Source organism: Vibrio kagoshimensis (genome assembly GCF_050337535.1).
Lineage (GTDB): Bacteria > Pseudomonadota > Gammaproteobacteria > Enterobacterales > Vibrionaceae > Vibrio > Vibrio gallaecicus.
Map to the genome: position 1 here is coordinate 50,687 of NZ_JAKJSZ010000018.1, position 14,766 is coordinate 65,452.

Consider the following 14,766-nt stretch of genomic DNA (forward strand, 5'->3'; position numbering starts at 1 on the left):
TTCAGCTACTGGTTGCCTTGTCGTTTTTGGTGAAATATGTCTAACCCATCCCCTTTGTCTCTAAAAGACAAATCCTTCCTTTCTCAAGTATGGTCGCTAGCACATCCGTACTGGAGCAGCGACGAGAAACGTATTGCTTGGCTGCTGCTCGGCTTTGTTGTTGGTTTGAACTATTTGATTGTTGAAGTCGCGGTTCTATACAGCAATTGGAACCGTGATTTTTTCAACCTAATGCAAAATGAAGAATGGCATAACTTTTGGAATATGCTGGGTCAATTTGTGCTTATTATGGTGGTGTATACCGTCATTGATTTAGCAGAGGAATATCTGCGTAGAACCTTGCGTATTCGCTGGCGTCGTTGGCTTACTCATACTTTCCTCGAAAAGTGGTTAGGCGGAAAACGCTTGTACCGCCATCAACTCAGTTATGCAGACAGTGATAACCCAGATCAGCGAATCTCGCAGGATGTGAAAGATTTCTGTGATAAAACGTTGAAGATGGGGTTGGGGTTACTTCGAACTGTAACCAGTTTATTTTCGTTTGTAGTCATTCTCTGGAATTTGTCTGGGAGCCTAACGTTTGAGTTTGCTGATAGTGAGTGGGTGATTCCTGGATACATGGTGTGGGTTGCGATTGTTTATTCCATCATTGGTACTTGGTTGACGCATAAAATTGCCAAGCGTTTGGTACCACTGAACTTTGAACAAGAAAAAAGTGAAGCCGACTTTCGTTTCCACTTAATGCGTGTACGAGAGCATGCGGAATCTATTGCTTTACAACGTGGCGAACTAGCAGAAAACAGCCGCACACAAACCTTATTCGGTAAGGTTTGGGACAACTGGCAACAGCTCACTGGCATGAAGCTAAAATATGGTGCGTTTACCAGTGGCTACAATGAGGTTGCGCGAATTTTCCCATACTTGGTTGCTTCACCAAGATTGATGAGTGGTGCGTTACAACTTGGCGATATGATGCAAACTGCAACGGGTTTTTATCGTGTTCAAGAAGCCTTCAGTTGGTTTGTCGACTCTTATGAAGAACTTTCAGATTGGCGCGCCGTCACCGACCGATTAATCACATTCCACGCTCAATTAGAAGCGTTACCAAATGCAAATTCATTACCACGATCAGAGAAGCCAGAGTGGCGTGATCTCAATTTGTATTCACCTGAACAACAGCCGTTACTTTCGGAACAAAGTGGTGCTATTTCTCAAAGTATCGTCATTAAAGGTGTGTCTGGAGGCGGGAAAAGTACCTTTATTCGCTCGTTAGCAGGGCTGTGGCCTTATCAAAATGGTGAGATCAGCATGCCTGACGACAGCGAATGTATGTTTATTCCACAAAAACCGTATCTGCCTAATGCGACTCTGCGTGACATTCTTTTGTATCCGAACTGCAATTCAGTATCTGATGAAGAGTTGTCTGAAGCGTTAACGCTCGCAGGTATTGCTAAGTTCAGTGATCAAATCGATATGCAAAATAACTGGCAGCAAAATGTCTCAGGCGGTGAGCTTCAGAAAATCATGCTGGCACGCAGTTTGGTTCAAAAGCCGCAATGGCTTTTCTTGGATGAAGCAATGTCGGCGCTCGATCCTGAAAGCTACCGCTCAATTCGTGAAGTAATGAAGGTGCAACTCCCAGATAGCTATATCGTCGAAGTCTCACATCGCGAGAGTCACGAAGAAGAGCAAAACCAACTTATTTTATGCACACAAACACAATCGTTTAAATATTTATGAAGATTAACAAAATACTGATATTGGCAAGCGCGGCACTTTTAGGGGCTTGTCAGGTGATTACACCGACTAAAAGTGTAGATTCGACTTTGGACCTATCTCAGACGTTGAGTTTTGACAGCAACGTAGAAGTCGGCAAGCTTGAAAATGGCTTGAGCTATTACATTGCTGAAAATACTAATCCTGAATCGCGAGTTTATGTCCGCTTGGTCGTTAATGCTGGTTCAATGAGCGAAGACGATGATCAAAGAGGTGTCGCTCATATCGTTGAACATATGGCTTTTAATGGCACAAAACATTACCCCGGGAATGAAGTCATTAAAGTATTGGAAGAAGCGGGAATGAAATTTGGTGTCGACATCAATGCGTTTACCGACTTTGAAAATACGGTTTACACCCTTAACTTGCCGAGTAACGATCCGGAAACTCTTGAATTGGTGATGGATGTACTTTCTGATTGGGCAAGTAATGTCACTATGCTCAAAGGGGATTTAGATGCAGAACGTGGCATTGTTTTGGAGGAGTGGCGTGCTCGATTAGGTCCAATGTTAAGGTTGGGTGATAAGAAAAGTGCGATTGAAATGGCTGGTTCACGCTATGTTATGCGTGACCCAATTGGTGACCCTCACACCATTAAAAATGTATCAAAGTATCGAGTTGCGGACTTTTATACTAAATGGTATCGCCCAGACAATATGTCGGTTGTGGTCGTTGGCGATGTTCAAACTGAACAAATCAAACAGCTAATTACTCGTAAATTAGGTGATGCCAAAGCGCCTGATTCACCGTTAGAGACCGTTGATTACAGCATCCCACTAGTGGAAGACTGGCGTAGTGAAGTGGTATCAGAAGAGGGGTACTCATCGCCATCAGTGGAGGTCAGCTTTTTCTCAACTTTCCAACCAGATCTTAGCTACGCTCGCTACCAAGAGGATCTTGCTCATCAAATAGCGACGCGTCTGCTCAATGTTCGTCTTCAACGTTGGGAACAAGATGAAGATAACGTGGTCAACGCAGCAAACTTTTACTCGTCAAATGTAGGTAGAGAAACATCACAAGCGGTGTTCTCTTTACAACTTGTTGAAGGGCAGTATGAGCAGGCAACACAAGGATTGTTCCAATTTGTTGCTCAGCTCACTCAGCACGGCTTTTCTGAACAGGAAGTGCGCGGAGAAATCAGTCGTCTTAAAGGTGTTATTGACCGAAACCAAGACAAAAAAAATTACAGTATCGACCTTGCTGGAGACCTTATGGTATCAGCCGCTAGCAAACAGATATTGATAGATAAAGAGCAAGCTTATCAGCTTAACAAATACTTTTTAGACCGTATCAACGTTAAGCAAGTGAATGAAGCTTTCCGACGAGTTATACAACCTAAATCGCGTTTAGTTTTGTTAACTCAACCAACTAATAAGCGACAACCTAAATTGGCGACTGAGTGGATTGAGAGTGAATGGCAGTCGAACATGCTTAGCAAACAGCCGCTATGGGTTATCGATGACAGCCAAGCTGTATTGCCAGTTGTTGACCCAAAGTTAGGGACACTCAAGCAAGAGAAAAAGTGGGCGGAACATCGTATTACTGAATATCGCTTGAGCAATGGAAGTAAACTTGTCTATCGCTATAGCGACAGCAACCCTGGTCAAGTCCACTTTAAAGCGTTAACTGAAGGCGGTTTACGCTCAATTCCTCAACAAGATTATCAAGCTCTAAAAACTGCGGTCAGTCTAGTGGATGATACGGGAGTCGGTATTGTCCCACAGGCTGATATTCAAACCATCTTCCGTGGTAACCCTGTAGTGATGTCGACACTGGTTGGAGATTACCAACAAGGCTTCTCTGGTTGGGCGAAGACCGACAGTTTTGAAAAGATGTTAAAGCTATTTCATTTAAAATTGGCGGCAAGTCCAGTATCGGAAAAATCACTAAAAGAGTACCAAGTTGAGATGGAGCAGCGTTTAACTGGCAGCCAGTTTGACGGTGCCGATCGCTTTGTTAGAAAGGTCTCGGAGCTACGCTTTCCTGACATTCCGACAGTGTATAGCGATAATGGTGAACAAGCGGGATCCTATACGACACAAGGGCTTAGTGATGTTTATCAAGCATACATCGCTGGTAAAACGGATTACACCTATTTTGTCGTGGGCGATATTACCGCTCATCAACTTGAACAACTTGCCGCGCGCTATTTATCCTCGGTTGAGGTGAAAGAGCCTTCGAGAGATCACTACGAGTTAAGAGCGTCGTCGCCAGAAGTGCGTTACAGCAAAGCCGATTCTAAAGAGCCGAGAGCAGAAGTTGAGATCTACTTAGTTCAAGATTCTCAGTGGCGACCAGATAATGCTTACTACTTGGAGTTGAGCGGCGAGTTAGTTCAAGAGCAGTTACGCTTGAAGCTTCGAGAGCAGGCATCGGGAGTTTATGGTGTGGCGAGTTGGTTTTGGCAAGATAATTACAGCTCGCAAGCCGAAGGACGAATTTTGTTCACTTGCGCACCGGAGCGAGTCGATGAATTAATATCACTGACGCATTCAGTGCTGAATTCAGTTGCAATTCAAGGAGCCGATGAACAAGTGCTTGAGAATAAATTAGTTCAACGTGACGACCAAATTGACCGTTACCTGCGTTCAGATCTAGGTATGTTAAATGCGATGGAACAATCTTATCTACTGACGGATAGCCCGCGCTTAATTCAAGCTCAACGCCGAGCGAACAGTGAGGCGAACAAGTTGATAATTGATGGAGTTATGCGTCAGTTTTTAACTCAGGCTAATCGTTTTGAGGCTGTGCTGCTACCTGAATTGGCTGCGGATAAGTCAAACTAATAATTCAAATAAATATCTAAGTCACGCAAGCGTTTTAATCATTCTACATATGAGTTACGTAGAATGATTGGCGCTAGTGTGTGACTTATTTATCGGACAATAAAGATGAAAAAACAGTTATTACTCGGGTTACTTTCCATATGTACTTTTAATGCCGTCGCCGGTTTGGAGTTAGCGAATACTTATCAAGATTGGGAACATTATGAATCGAAGAGTTTCGATACGGGCGAAGCGGTGATTCTTGGGGTCTCTAGTGTTAAGAGTGATGGTAATACGGAAACTGTCGCATTGCGATGTACAACAGAGGGTGTGAACCTATTGTTTTTTAATGGTTTACCAAGGCAAGAGCTGGGTTATTCTGCAAGCGCATCATTTAAGAATGCTGAAACGTTCACAATGGATGTTTGGATCAAAGGTAAAACACATTGGGCAACGGTACCATTAGACTTACTGGAGTCGTTTTATAGCGCAGAATCCTTGAAGGTGGAACTGCAAGGTGATGGGGAAGAAGTTGAGAAGATCGCTGTCTCGTTACGAGGCTTTAAAACGATGTATCAGACATTACTGCCAAGCTGCAAATAGTTTAACGTTTTAGATGATTTAGCATATCAAGCGCTTGATATGCTTTTTTAATCAATTTTCATTATACCTTTGCTCAAATATCACGTTTTTAGATCTTGTTTATCTACTTGTAACTTCTTATATTTTAGCTGCATTTCTTATTGAAAGGGCTTGTGAGTTCTTCTGTTTTGCTGGGTAGCGCAGTGCGTGTCTTATTACCCATTTGACTTCATCGGAGGCTCCTTGTTCGAGCCAACTCTCGCATAATGTGAAGACGATCTGTGGGTGATCTTTTGCAATATCCCCAAGATGATTCGCGACACTTCTTCTCACAAATAGTGATTCGTCATCTTTCAATGCTTCAATAAATGGAAGCGTTGGTTGGGGGTTAATGACGAAAGATTGGATTCTCTTTCCCCATGGTAATTTGGGTCTGGTGCCTTCCGTACATAGTCGCCTTATATTTGGGCAGTTATCATTTAGTCTTTTTTCGAGGTGCGCTAAAGTTCGATCTTGCTGTTCAATGAGGAAGCGGCGAATGGCGAATTCAGCTGTAAAACGTTTAGTGAGCTTAAACATCGCATTCATCGAGACATCAAAAGGATCTTCCCCACCATTATTTTCTTTATCAAGTCCGTACTCTGAAATGAAAAAGCTATGAGGCAGATAAAAGAAACCAGAGAGACCAAACTCTTCGGTAAACGCTTCTTCCGGGGTGAGTGAGTTCATTATAATAGTTATAGCTTGGGTGTAATTCTGAGGAAGATTCGATTTCAAAGCCACGGCAACATGCTTTCCTCTTTCCATCAATGAAAGTGCTTCTAAACCTGATTTAGCCTGATTACAAAAGGCATCAACATTAAACTGGCGATAGACGTAAACAATATTGAGAGCTAAACACTCAATAGCTGGATCATTAATTAACAGCTTTAGTGGCACACCTTTGGTAATGGCTTTTGGCGCGTCGGGAATGATGGGTGATCGGATCATGTGGGGTAAACCTTTGAGAGTTATCATCTAATGAAAGGCAGCGTCTATTGGCAACCTTTATTCCTTTTATCTAGAATTTTAGTATCAATGATTACCCTTATTTGTAGGTCACTAAAGAAGCGTAAGTTTCCATTTCTTCTTCAGGGTTATAGTCGGATAGATCCATTATTGAGAAAAACTTTGCTGCCGCTTCGCAGCTTTGTTCTTTTTCTATGACATCTTCCATGTCTTCTCGGCTACGAAACTTCACTATATCTAAATAAGATCCATCTCCTTTCCTAACAAGCTCACGGCGCAATATCCCTGTGTGATTAGCGACAAAATCCTTTTGGAAATTGGCAGATGCATTTAATAGGTCGGTTTCTGTGAATCCTTGCGCGAGTGTTATAGGTGCAAAAATAGTAATAGCTGACATAGTATTTCCTTGTCTAGTGTGGTTGTTGTATTCAGTGTATTTATAAATATGACAATTTCTGTCATATTAAATGAATGACTAATACTAATACTCGAATTAAGCGGCTAGAAAAGCTGGCAGCCGATCTCAAACAAGATCATCTTTGTACTCAGAAAGAACTGGCTATTCTCCACGGCGTGAGTGAACGTACAATTGCGAGAGACATCCAGCTGTTAAGAGATCAAGGAGTTCCTATTGATGCTGATCGCGGGCGAGGAGGAGGAGTACGGGTAGACCGAAATTGGGGCGTTGGTCGGTTGAATCTTAGTTATATTGAAGCTGTTGAATTGATGATAAGTATGGCGATAGCCGAACAAATGGGGTCACCGCTTTTCTTGACAAATCTTGCGGCGATTAAGAGGCAGCTAGAAGCATCTTTATCACCTGATAAACGACGAAAAGTGAGTGGGTTAAAATCAAGAATACTGATTGGGGAGACGGCATCAACCGACGTGCAGGGCGGTTTTACAATGACTGATTTAACCGTGCAGCAACAGCTGCAGCAGGGCTTCCTTGAGAGAACTTCTTTACGTATAAACTACCGAGCAGAGAATGGTGATGTTACTCTGCGGGAGATCGAGCCTCATTACTTATTGCTCAACTACCCAATTTGGTATGTCTTGGCTTATGATCACTTGAGAGATGCACCTCGCACCTTTCGCTGTGATCGCATTCTATCTACAACGTCGACAACCAACCAATTTAAATTACTCGATAAGACATATTTTCAGCAGATCTTGGAGTGGCACAAATCCGCTAAGTAGCTTGGCGGGAATAGTTTGGTGGAAGTAATCTGGTGGAAGTAGCTTGGTTGAGTGACCATTAATAAGGTTCACCTGATATGAACCTTATTAATGAGTAAATTACGGCTTTGGAGTTTTGATTTGAATGAAAGCTTTGCGGCTCGTTCACCTATTCTAATTTCCTAGAAAGACTGCCCCATAAACCAATCCACTTGAAATAACCCATGTAGGGTGAATTTTGAGCTTTTCTAATGTCACCGCGGCGAAAACGAACAATAAAACAAAATGGGTAATTCCGGCATCAACTCCTGATACCACTAACTTATAAGACAAGATAGCCATAAGCGCAGCAATCACCGGTAAAACCCATGCACTCAATGCTTTTACTTTTGGCGCATTTCTGTATTTATAGAGAATACTCATAGCGATAATCATAATTAAGATAGTTGGCGCTGCTGTAGCAAACACGGCTATGAAAGCCCCAAAAATGCCACCCACTTCGTAACCAATGTAGCCTGCCATCTTAGTGGCAATTGGGCTTGGTAAGGCATTTCCTAATGCTAGAACTTCTGCAAACCTTGTTGCATCCATCCAACCATATTGGCCAACCACCTGTGCTTCAATTAGAGGAATAATGGCAGGACCACCACCATAACCCACAATGTTAGGTATAAAGAAAGCGAGGAAAATATCAATATAGAGCTGCATACTTATCCTTCCTTTTCATTGGTTTTAAGTTCGATTTTTTTCTCTGGTTTTACTAATACACTGGCGAGCACTGCCGCAATAATCAGCCCCGGGTGGACATTAAATACAAGTATAAGTACCAAAGAGGCTATGGATAGTAATCCGGTCGCTACGGCTCCTACCGCCTTATGTCCCTTCAAGAAAAAGTCATAACATAACTTTGCCATCATCCAAGTCACAATCGGAACTACGCCCATCGCCATGCCTGCTACCCATGGGGTATCGCGATATTCGTTAACTAAGCCAAGCCCTGCGATCATGACAATGATCAAAGGAATGATGGTAGCAACCACAGCATTTATACATCCGGTAATGCCGCCTACTTTATAGCCGATGTATCCCGCCATTTTGGTCGCAATAGGACCTGGTAGAGTGTTGCCAATCGCCAGTACATTGCTGAATTCATCATCGGGCATCCATTGGTAGTTTTCGACGACTTCCTTATGAACCAATGGAATCATGGTTGGTCCGCCGCCAAATCCAAAAATACCGATACGGAAGAAGGCATTGAATAAGTCTCTTTGTGTTTTCATGATTCTTCCCAATAAGCGGTAATGGATCTTACATGGTGAGTCTCGTGGTTACTGGTTACCGACGATAAAAATTTTTCCATGGTCATTCATGTCATCCTTGCGATTATGTGTCTCATTTAAAATGATCGATTATTTTAAAATTATTCAACAAATTAATCATATGAGTTAAAATAGTCAACAGTAGTGATTAAGGGAATGAAATAATGTCTCAGACCAAAAGTTCGATAATTTATAAGAAAATAAAGCAAGACCTTACAGATGGTGTATATCCTGCTGGTGAAAAGCTGAAAATTTCCCATTTAAAAGAGGTTTATAATGTTAGCTTGACGCCTTTAAGAGAAGCCTTGAGCCAGCTAGCAGCACAAGGGATGCTTGATCAAGAAAATAATAAAGGTTTTTCAATTCCCAACCTAAGTTATTCAGACATTCTTGATATCAAGCACACTCGTATCCTTGTTGAGACTGAGGCTCTTTGTTTATCACTTAAAAATGGTGACATGGACTGGGAAGCAAGCTTAGTCGCTGCACATCACAAGTTATCTCGGTTAAGCTTGTCATTGAAAGATCTTGAAGCGTGGAGCGAGGCTCATGAAGAGTTTCACGCAATTTTACTGTCGGGAAGTCAGTCGAACTACTTAATTGATTTTTCGATACGACTGAACCTAGCCTTGGATAAATATCGACGTATTGCAGAGCCTGATCAAAATATCCGAGAGAAATTAGATGCTCAACACGATGAGCTATTACAACTGGCTTTAAACCGAAATATCGACAAAGCCGTTGAAGTATTGACTTCTCATATCACTTTATCGTGCCAATCGGCGATTGATTTATTGGTCTCTCAAGAACCTATACACATTTAATGGTTGGTAGGTCTCGCCACTTGGTGGTGTATTGCGGCGTTAACATTTCACGTCGCATCCCCCATTTATGCTCAATACCTTGGGCACCTAAAAAAAGTGTGTTGCTGCCATATTTTTTATTGAGCCCATCAAATACCGCCATAAGTTCATTATTATTTGGGTTTTCATTGAATAAATCTTTTTGTTCATGGTTACCATCAACTAGGTCAATCAACCCAACTCCAATTCTGTAGTATCGAACTCCTTCCTTGAATAACTCTAACGCTAATGCATTCGCTGCTTGAGTGATTTGAGTGACGTCTGCGGTTGCGTACGGAAAGCGGTGGATAGCTCTAAAACTGGCTGGTTGATTATCAAAAGGGGAGCTGGCAGCAAAGCAAAACATGACTTTGCATAGAGAGCCTTGAGCTCGCACTTTTTGAGAGGCGATACCGGCGTGTTTGCTTAATGCTTGCTGTAAGGAAGTGAGATCAAGAATACGCTCTCCAACACTTCGAGTGGAATACACTTGTTTCTTATCTGCGCGAGCAGTATCCCAACCTTTACATGCTTGCCCATTGAGTTCTCGAACGGTCCTTTCGATTTCAATATTGAAATTTTTTCGGATAAGACCGATAGGCACTTGGGTTAAATCAAAAGCTGAGTTAATACCCATCACCTTCATTTTCTTAGAAAGCTTACGCCCAATTCCCCATACTTCACCAACCTCAACTTTTGCCAGTACGGCTTGACGGTCTCGGTCATTATCGAGAACGCAGACACCGTTGAATCCCTGGATCTTTTTCGCAGCATGATTGGCAACTTTCGCTAAAGTAAGTGTGGGCCCGACCCCAACGCAAACAGGTAAGCGACACTCTTTCCAGACAGCTCGTCTAATGAGCATACCTTGCTCTCGTAAACAGGGAATGGCGGGGAAGCTATGAACGAAAGAAAGGAAAGACTCGTCAATGCTATAGATATGTTGTTCAGGCGCAAAGCGTCCTATCACCTCCATCATTTTGGCGGATAAATCTGAATACAATTCATAGTTAGAAGATAGGGTTATGACGTTTTTTTCTTCGCATAAAGCTTTGACTTTAAAATATGGCTGAAATTTTGGAATGCCTGCTTCTTTAGCTTGTCTGTTTGCCGCTACGACACAGCCATCATTATTAGATAGCACGACAATTGGTTTACCTCGCCAATCAGGGCGAAAAACTTGCTCTGCACTGCAATAAAAGCTATTAGCATCAACAAGAGCAAACATTAACTTTCACTCAGAAGGTGGCTAGGACGATGGCAGCGGATAGAGCGTATTACCACGCCTTCAACAGTAAAATTATCAAAGTCGTTAATGACAACAGGTAAGACTTTGTCATTAGCTGATATGAGTAAACGGCGGCGAATGTCTAGCTGCTTACACACGAACTCTCCGTTGAAGTTCGCCACAATAATATCGTTATGCGTAGCTGTGACATATCTATCTACGATGAGTAAATCACCATCAAATATGCCTACACCCTCCATGGAATCGCCACAGGCTTTACCAATAAAAGTGGAACTAGGATGCTCAACAAGCAATTGATCTAAGTTGCAGGGTAACTGTGTGTATTCGGCTGCAGGGCTTTCAAAGCCAGTGATACCAGCGCTCGCAGAAATAGGGATAATATTCATAAGTACAACTACTGTTTATTTATACAGTTTAATTTTGAGCGTAAATTAGAATAAATACAAGTGAATCTCTCTTATCGAGGTGAGTTATTGAGAATAACGTTCCCCAAACCTTCTATCACCATCAAGAAATCGAATATCATCGTTGTTAAGATTTAAATTGTTATGTTATAACGTAACTAAAATGGGGCGTGACAAAGTGAATTCGAGAAAAGTGAGTTGAATGAGCACAATTAACACGATTATTAATCATGTAGAGAAAAGCTGTAAGACTCGCGGTAAGCAGCTCACATCGAAACGTAAGTTAGTGCTACGGGCTTTGGTGCATGCTAATAAGGCTTTATCTGCCTATGAGCTGGTGGATTATTGCAACGAACATTTTTCTCAGAGTATTCAAGCAATGTCCGTTTATCGCATATTAGATTTTCTAGAGGGTGAACACTTCGCCCATAAACTTAAAGTGTCTAATAAATACATTGTCTGTTCTCATATTCTTTGCGATCACGCACACGGTGTTCCTCAATTTTTTATCTGCTCTAAGTGCAACAAAATCAGTGAGCAAATAATCGATCCTACAATGATTTCCGGGCTTAGATCTCATGCAGAACAAGAAGGTTTCACAATCATTAGCCCACAACTTGAAATTAATTGTATTTGTGATGAATGCGCCAAATAGCTCTTAAGCTAATCCCTAAACCTAAACCTAAACCTAAACCTAAACCTAAACCTAAACCTAAACCCTGCCAGTCGAACAAACTTTAAATGTGTCTTGCTAGACATGAATAATGAGAAATAAATATGTTAAGAAGAAACCCTAGTGGGCATATGCCTGAGGTGTCAGAAGCGGCGTTTGTTGATCCAACAGCCATCGTTTGTGGCAAGGTAATTATTGAAGATAACGTTTTTATTGGTCCTTATGCCGTTATTCGTGCGGATGAAGTGAATGAACAAGGCGACATGGAAGCTATCGTGATTAAACGTGGAACTAATATTCAAGATGGTGTGGTTATTCACTCTAAAGCCGGAGCTGCCGTCACTATTGGTGAGCGTTCATCTATTGCTCATCGCTCTATCATCCATGGTCCATGTGAAGTCAGCGATGACGTATTCATTGGCTTCAATTCAGTTGTGTTTAATGCCTTGATTGGAAAGGGATGCGTGATTCGTCATAACTGTGTGGTGGATGGCTTAGACTTACCAGAGAACTTTCACGTTCCCCCTATGACGAATATAGGGGCTGGTTTTGATTTGAACAATATTTCAAAAGTACCACCGGAATACTCTGCGTTTTCAGAGTCAGTGGTGTCAGCAAACCATACGCTTGTTCAAGGTTATAGGAGGATCACCAATGAGCTTTGATGATCAGCCTATTTTAGGGGTGCCAACGAATATTATTACTGGGTTTCTCGGTGTAGGAAAAACAACAGCTATTCTAAACCTTATGGCTAATAAACCGGATAATGAACGTTGGGCTGTACTCGTTAATGAATTTGGTGAAATTGGCGTTGATGGTAGCTTGATCCAAGGCAATAAAAACGAAAAAGCAAAAGTGTTTATTCGTGAAGTACCAGGTGGGTGTATGTGCTGCGCTGCTGGTCTACCTATGCAAATTGCTTTGAATCAGCTGCTGATGGAAGCGAAGCCGGATCGCTTATTAATTGAACCTACAGGGCTTGGTCACCCAAAAGAAGTTCTTCAGGTTCTTTCGACAGAACATTATCAGAAAGTACTTTCTTTGCAGAAGAATATTACGCTGGTGGATGCGCGCAAGCTTTCAGACAACCTTTATACTGCTAATGAAACGTTCAACCAGCAAATTGCTATTGCCGATACGGTGGTGGGGAATAAGCTTGATTTGTACCAAGAGGGTGATACAGAAAAACTACAAGCGTATGTGGCAGCGATGGGTAGCCCAAACTCTAAGATAATATTTGCAGAGCATGGTGTGATTTCATTTTCTGAGTTCGAAGGCAATACTGGCATTTATATGAACCCTCCACATCATCACCATCATGGGCACAGTAAGCCTCTCGCTTCAGAAGCTCCTATGCCAGAAAGTGGAGTGATCAAAGCCATTAATGAAGGTGAGGGGTTTAAGAGTGTAGGCTGGCGCTTTTCTGCTGATAAAGTCTTTGACCGAGCTAAGCTTATTTTGCTATTGGTTGAATTAAACGTGGAGCGTATGAAAGCGGTATTCATCACTGATAGTGGTATTGCTGGTTATAATTTGACACCTGATGGTCTAACTGAAATTGAACTTGATGAATGTGCGGAAAGTAGAATAGAGCTTATCTCACATGCCATAGATGACGGCTTAGAATCAAAGTTACTGAGTTGCGTTCAGGCAGCATGATGAGTCGGTTGGCTAGAGTCTCAAAATGGGAATTGCTAGTGGGAACTTATTTAAAGACAATCATGCCTTTCATAGAGAGGCATGATTGATTTTGAGCCAGTTTAAAATGCTTCTACTTAAACGTTATTATTTGAAATAAAAGCTATCACTTAAGAGTCACTTTTTTAGAAGCCATATTTCGTTTTGATTGGTTCACATACCTGAGTGTATTTTTCGTCGGCCTTCGCTTGCCCTGCAAACTCAACCATAGCTTCCGAATAACCCATTGCTGTACCGAATTCTTCCATAATAAATGGGTCATTTTTAACGCTGTCTGAACGTCCCTTAGACAGTTCGACAATAAATCGAGCGTAATCTTGGTCTTTATCTAAGCCAGCAGCCCAGCCAAAGCAATGCGCTGCATCTTGCTTGGGAAATTCATTAAAGTCTTCACCATTAACTTCTGCTGTTGCTGTACCTGCTATTAATGCTGCGAACAGTGAAAGGCTTACTAATATTTTCTTCATCATTTAATCTCTAATTCATTACCTGCCGCTATAGTGGCTTACTACTAATGAATGAAAAGTGAATACTTTGTTCATATATATATGTTTATACTTGCTTCAAATTCTCATATGTATTGTTATTGAGAATAAGACTGATGGTATTTTAGAAACAAAGCTCCGTGGTGGGGTTAATTATTTAGAGGAAGTATGGAAGTCTCCCTGAAACGAATTGAATTAAATGATAGGCATATATTGGAGAATCTATTTCCTTATTATGTTTACGATATGTCTGAATATATGGGCTGGAGCCCTAATTCGGATGGTTTGTACGCTTTTAAACCTACTTCGCTAGACCCTTATTGGTCTCAAGCTAACCACATCCCTTATTTTATCTATGTAGATAAAGAACTCGCTGGTTTTGTTTTACTTCGTGATTATCCTTATAAATCAGAGGTGTATGATATTGAGCAATTCTTTGTGTTACGTAAATTCAAAGGGAAGGGAGTTGGGAAAAGGGCATTGGCTGAACTTTTTGGCTGCTATGCAGGTAAGTGGCAAATTCGTGTTCTAAAAGAAAATACAGCCGCATTGACGTTTTGGCTTTCGGCCGTAATGAATGTTGTTGATAATGATTATGAACTTTCTTTAGATATTGATGTGGACTTAGAAATGCATTTTATACGCTTTGAAAGTCAGTTAAATCAGGCTGACTAAGAGTTTATTTGGTTTTAAAAAATCGAAATAGAATTTAAAGCATTATGGGCTAGGCTAATGACAGTTCAAATTGCCAATTTCGTTAAATTAATAATGTCGCTCATGTAGAGA

16 protein-coding genes are annotated in these 14,766 nt (G+C 41.6%); 9 read left to right on the forward strand and 7 right to left on the reverse strand.

All coding sequences use genetic code 11. The annotated features are described in order from the left end of the window. The first annotated feature begins 36 nt into the window (after positions 1-36). The 3 genes from L4C37_RS16795 (at position 37) to L4C37_RS16805 (ending at position 5,144) form a co-directional block, all read left to right on the forward strand. Positions 37-1,740, forward strand: coding sequence for an ABC transporter ATP-binding protein/permease (locus tag L4C37_RS16795; protein WP_429769238.1), 1,704 nt, complete (start codon positions 37-39; stop codon positions 1,738-1,740). Continuing rightward, complete coding sequence (locus L4C37_RS16800) at positions 1,737-4,562, forward strand: M16 family metallopeptidase (RefSeq protein WP_429769239.1); 2,826 nt, start codon at positions 1,737-1,739, stop codon at positions 4,560-4,562. Before L4C37_RS16795 ends, L4C37_RS16800 begins: the two co-directional genes overlap by 4 nt. A gap of 105 nt (positions 4,563-4,667) precedes the next feature. Continuing rightward, the gene (locus L4C37_RS16805) at positions 4,668-5,144 is read left to right on the forward strand and encodes a hypothetical protein (protein ID WP_372266440.1); all 477 of its coding nucleotides are present in this window, start codon (positions 4,668-4,670) and stop codon (positions 5,142-5,144) included. A gap of 117 nt (positions 5,145-5,261) precedes the next feature. Here L4C37_RS16805 and L4C37_RS16810 read toward each other — a convergent pair whose 3' ends face one another. After that, positions 5,262-6,113, reverse strand: coding sequence for a hypothetical protein (locus L4C37_RS16810; protein WP_429769240.1), 852 nt, complete (start codon positions 6,111-6,113; stop codon positions 5,262-5,264). A gap of 97 nt (positions 6,114-6,210) precedes the next feature. Beyond that, positions 6,211-6,528, reverse strand: coding sequence for a hypothetical protein (locus L4C37_RS16815; protein ID WP_429769241.1), 318 nt, complete (start codon positions 6,526-6,528; stop codon positions 6,211-6,213). Between the two features lie 74 nt (positions 6,529-6,602). Here L4C37_RS16815 and L4C37_RS16820 point away from each other — a divergent pair, with 74 nt between their 5' ends. Continuing rightward, positions 6,603-7,331 (forward strand): helix-turn-helix transcriptional regulator, encoded by a 729-nt coding sequence (locus L4C37_RS16820; protein WP_273294410.1) that lies wholly within the window; start codon positions 6,603-6,605, stop codon positions 7,329-7,331. A gap of 153 nt (positions 7,332-7,484) precedes the next feature. On the opposite strand, the gene L4C37_RS16825 is transcribed toward L4C37_RS16820, so the two are convergent. Both L4C37_RS16825 and L4C37_RS16830 read right to left on the reverse strand, forming a co-directional pair. After that, positions 7,485-8,018 carry a chromate transporter gene (locus L4C37_RS16825; RefSeq protein ID WP_273294409.1) on the reverse strand — a complete coding sequence of 178 codons (534 nt, stop codon included), beginning with the start codon at positions 8,016-8,018 and terminating at the stop codon, positions 7,485-7,487. Positions 8,019-8,020: 2 nt separating this feature from the next. Continuing rightward, positions 8,021-8,590, reverse strand: coding sequence for a chromate transporter (locus L4C37_RS16830; RefSeq protein WP_429769242.1), 570 nt, complete (start codon positions 8,588-8,590; stop codon positions 8,021-8,023). 203 nt (positions 8,591-8,793) lie between these two features. Between L4C37_RS16830 and L4C37_RS16835 the strand changes: the two genes are divergently transcribed. Then, positions 8,794-9,453 carry a GntR family transcriptional regulator gene (locus L4C37_RS16835; protein WP_429769243.1) on the forward strand — a complete coding sequence of 220 codons (660 nt, stop codon included), beginning with the start codon at positions 8,794-8,796 and terminating at the stop codon, positions 9,451-9,453. Here L4C37_RS16835 and L4C37_RS16840 read toward each other — a convergent pair. Beyond that, complete coding sequence (locus tag L4C37_RS16840; RefSeq protein ID WP_429769245.1) at positions 9,440-10,699, reverse strand: Y-family DNA polymerase; 1,260 nt, start codon at positions 10,697-10,699, stop codon at positions 9,440-9,442. The two genes, L4C37_RS16835 and L4C37_RS16840, sit on opposite strands and share 14 nt — an antisense overlap. Beyond that, positions 10,699-11,106: a translesion error-prone DNA polymerase V autoproteolytic subunit gene (umuD, locus tag L4C37_RS16845; RefSeq protein ID WP_429769246.1), complete on the reverse strand. Its 408-nt coding sequence runs from the start codon at positions 11,104-11,106 to the stop codon at positions 10,699-10,701. Before umuD ends, L4C37_RS16840 begins: the two co-directional genes overlap by 1 nt. A gap of 220 nt (positions 11,107-11,326) precedes the next feature. On the opposite strand from umuD, the gene L4C37_RS16850 reads away from it, so the two are divergent. The 3 genes from L4C37_RS16850 to L4C37_RS16860 all read left to right on the forward strand — a co-directional run bounded on the left by L4C37_RS16850 (position 11,327) and on the right by L4C37_RS16860 (position 13,456). Continuing rightward, positions 11,327-11,779, forward strand: a complete 453-nt coding sequence (locus L4C37_RS16850) for a Fur family transcriptional regulator (protein WP_137375289.1) — start codon at positions 11,327-11,329, stop codon at positions 11,777-11,779. Between the two features lie 122 nt (positions 11,780-11,901). Continuing rightward, the gene (locus L4C37_RS16855) at positions 11,902-12,462 is read left to right on the forward strand and encodes an LbetaH domain-containing protein (protein ID WP_273294399.1); all 561 of its coding nucleotides are present in this window, start codon (positions 11,902-11,904) and stop codon (positions 12,460-12,462) included. Next, entirely contained in the window at positions 12,452-13,456 is a 1,005-nt protein-coding gene (locus tag L4C37_RS16860) for a CobW family GTP-binding protein (RefSeq protein ID WP_429769247.1), read from the forward strand. The genes L4C37_RS16855 and L4C37_RS16860 overlap by 11 nt, the downstream gene beginning before the upstream one ends. Positions 13,457-13,620: 164 nt before the next feature. On the opposite strand, the gene L4C37_RS16865 is transcribed toward L4C37_RS16860, so the two are convergent. Further along, entirely contained in the window at positions 13,621-13,965 is a 345-nt protein-coding gene (locus L4C37_RS16865) for a hypothetical protein (protein WP_273294396.1), read from the reverse strand. Positions 13,966-14,148: 183 nt separating this feature from the next. Between L4C37_RS16865 and L4C37_RS16870 the strand changes: the two genes are divergently transcribed. Next, positions 14,149-14,655 carry a GNAT family N-acetyltransferase gene (locus L4C37_RS16870; protein WP_429769248.1) on the forward strand — a complete coding sequence of 169 codons (507 nt, stop codon included), beginning with the start codon at positions 14,149-14,151 and terminating at the stop codon, positions 14,653-14,655. Positions 14,656-14,766 lie beyond the last annotated feature (111 nt).

Excerpts from the sequence above, each read along its gene's own strand:
- L4C37_RS16835 (WP_429769243.1), top strand. The coding sequence starts at position 8,794 with ATGTCTCAGACCAAAAGTTCGATAATTTATAAGAAAATAAAGCAAGAC.
- L4C37_RS16805 (WP_372266440.1), top strand. The coding sequence starts at position 4,668 with ATGAAAAAACAGTTATTACTCGGGTTACTTTCCATATGTACTTTTAAT.
- umuD (WP_429769246.1), bottom strand. The coding sequence starts at position 11,106 with ATGAATATTATCCCTATTTCTGCGAGCGCTGGTATCACTGGCTTTGAA.
- L4C37_RS16825 (WP_273294409.1), bottom strand. The coding sequence starts at position 8,018 with ATGCAGCTCTATATTGATATTTTCCTCGCTTTCTTTATACCTAACATT.
- L4C37_RS16860 (WP_429769247.1), top strand. The coding sequence starts at position 12,452 with ATGAGCTTTGATGATCAGCCTATTTTAGGGGTGCCAACGAATATTATT.
- L4C37_RS16865 (WP_273294396.1), bottom strand. The coding sequence starts at position 13,965 with ATGATGAAGAAAATATTAGTAAGCCTTTCACTGTTCGCAGCATTAATA.
- L4C37_RS16830 (WP_429769242.1), bottom strand. The coding sequence starts at position 8,590 with ATGAAAACACAAAGAGACTTATTCAATGCCTTCTTCCGTATCGGTATT.
- L4C37_RS16840 (WP_429769245.1), bottom strand. The coding sequence starts at position 10,699 with ATGTTTGCTCTTGTTGATGCTAATAGCTTTTATTGCAGTGCAGAGCAA.
- L4C37_RS16800 (WP_429769239.1), top strand. The coding sequence starts at position 1,737 with ATGAAGATTAACAAAATACTGATATTGGCAAGCGCGGCACTTTTAGGG.
- L4C37_RS16850 (WP_137375289.1), top strand. The coding sequence starts at position 11,327 with ATGAGCACAATTAACACGATTATTAATCATGTAGAGAAAAGCTGTAAG.
- L4C37_RS16820 (WP_273294410.1), top strand. The coding sequence starts at position 6,603 with ATGACTAATACTAATACTCGAATTAAGCGGCTAGAAAAGCTGGCAGCC.
- L4C37_RS16815 (WP_429769241.1), bottom strand. The coding sequence starts at position 6,528 with ATGTCAGCTATTACTATTTTTGCACCTATAACACTCGCGCAAGGATTC.
- L4C37_RS16795 (WP_429769238.1), top strand. The coding sequence starts at position 37 with ATGTCTAACCCATCCCCTTTGTCTCTAAAAGACAAATCCTTCCTTTCT.
- L4C37_RS16870 (WP_429769248.1), top strand. The coding sequence starts at position 14,149 with ATGGAAGTCTCCCTGAAACGAATTGAATTAAATGATAGGCATATATTG.
- L4C37_RS16855 (WP_273294399.1), top strand. The coding sequence starts at position 11,902 with ATGTTAAGAAGAAACCCTAGTGGGCATATGCCTGAGGTGTCAGAAGCG.
- L4C37_RS16810 (WP_429769240.1), bottom strand. The coding sequence starts at position 6,113 with ATGATCCGATCACCCATCATTCCCGACGCGCCAAAAGCCATTACCAAA.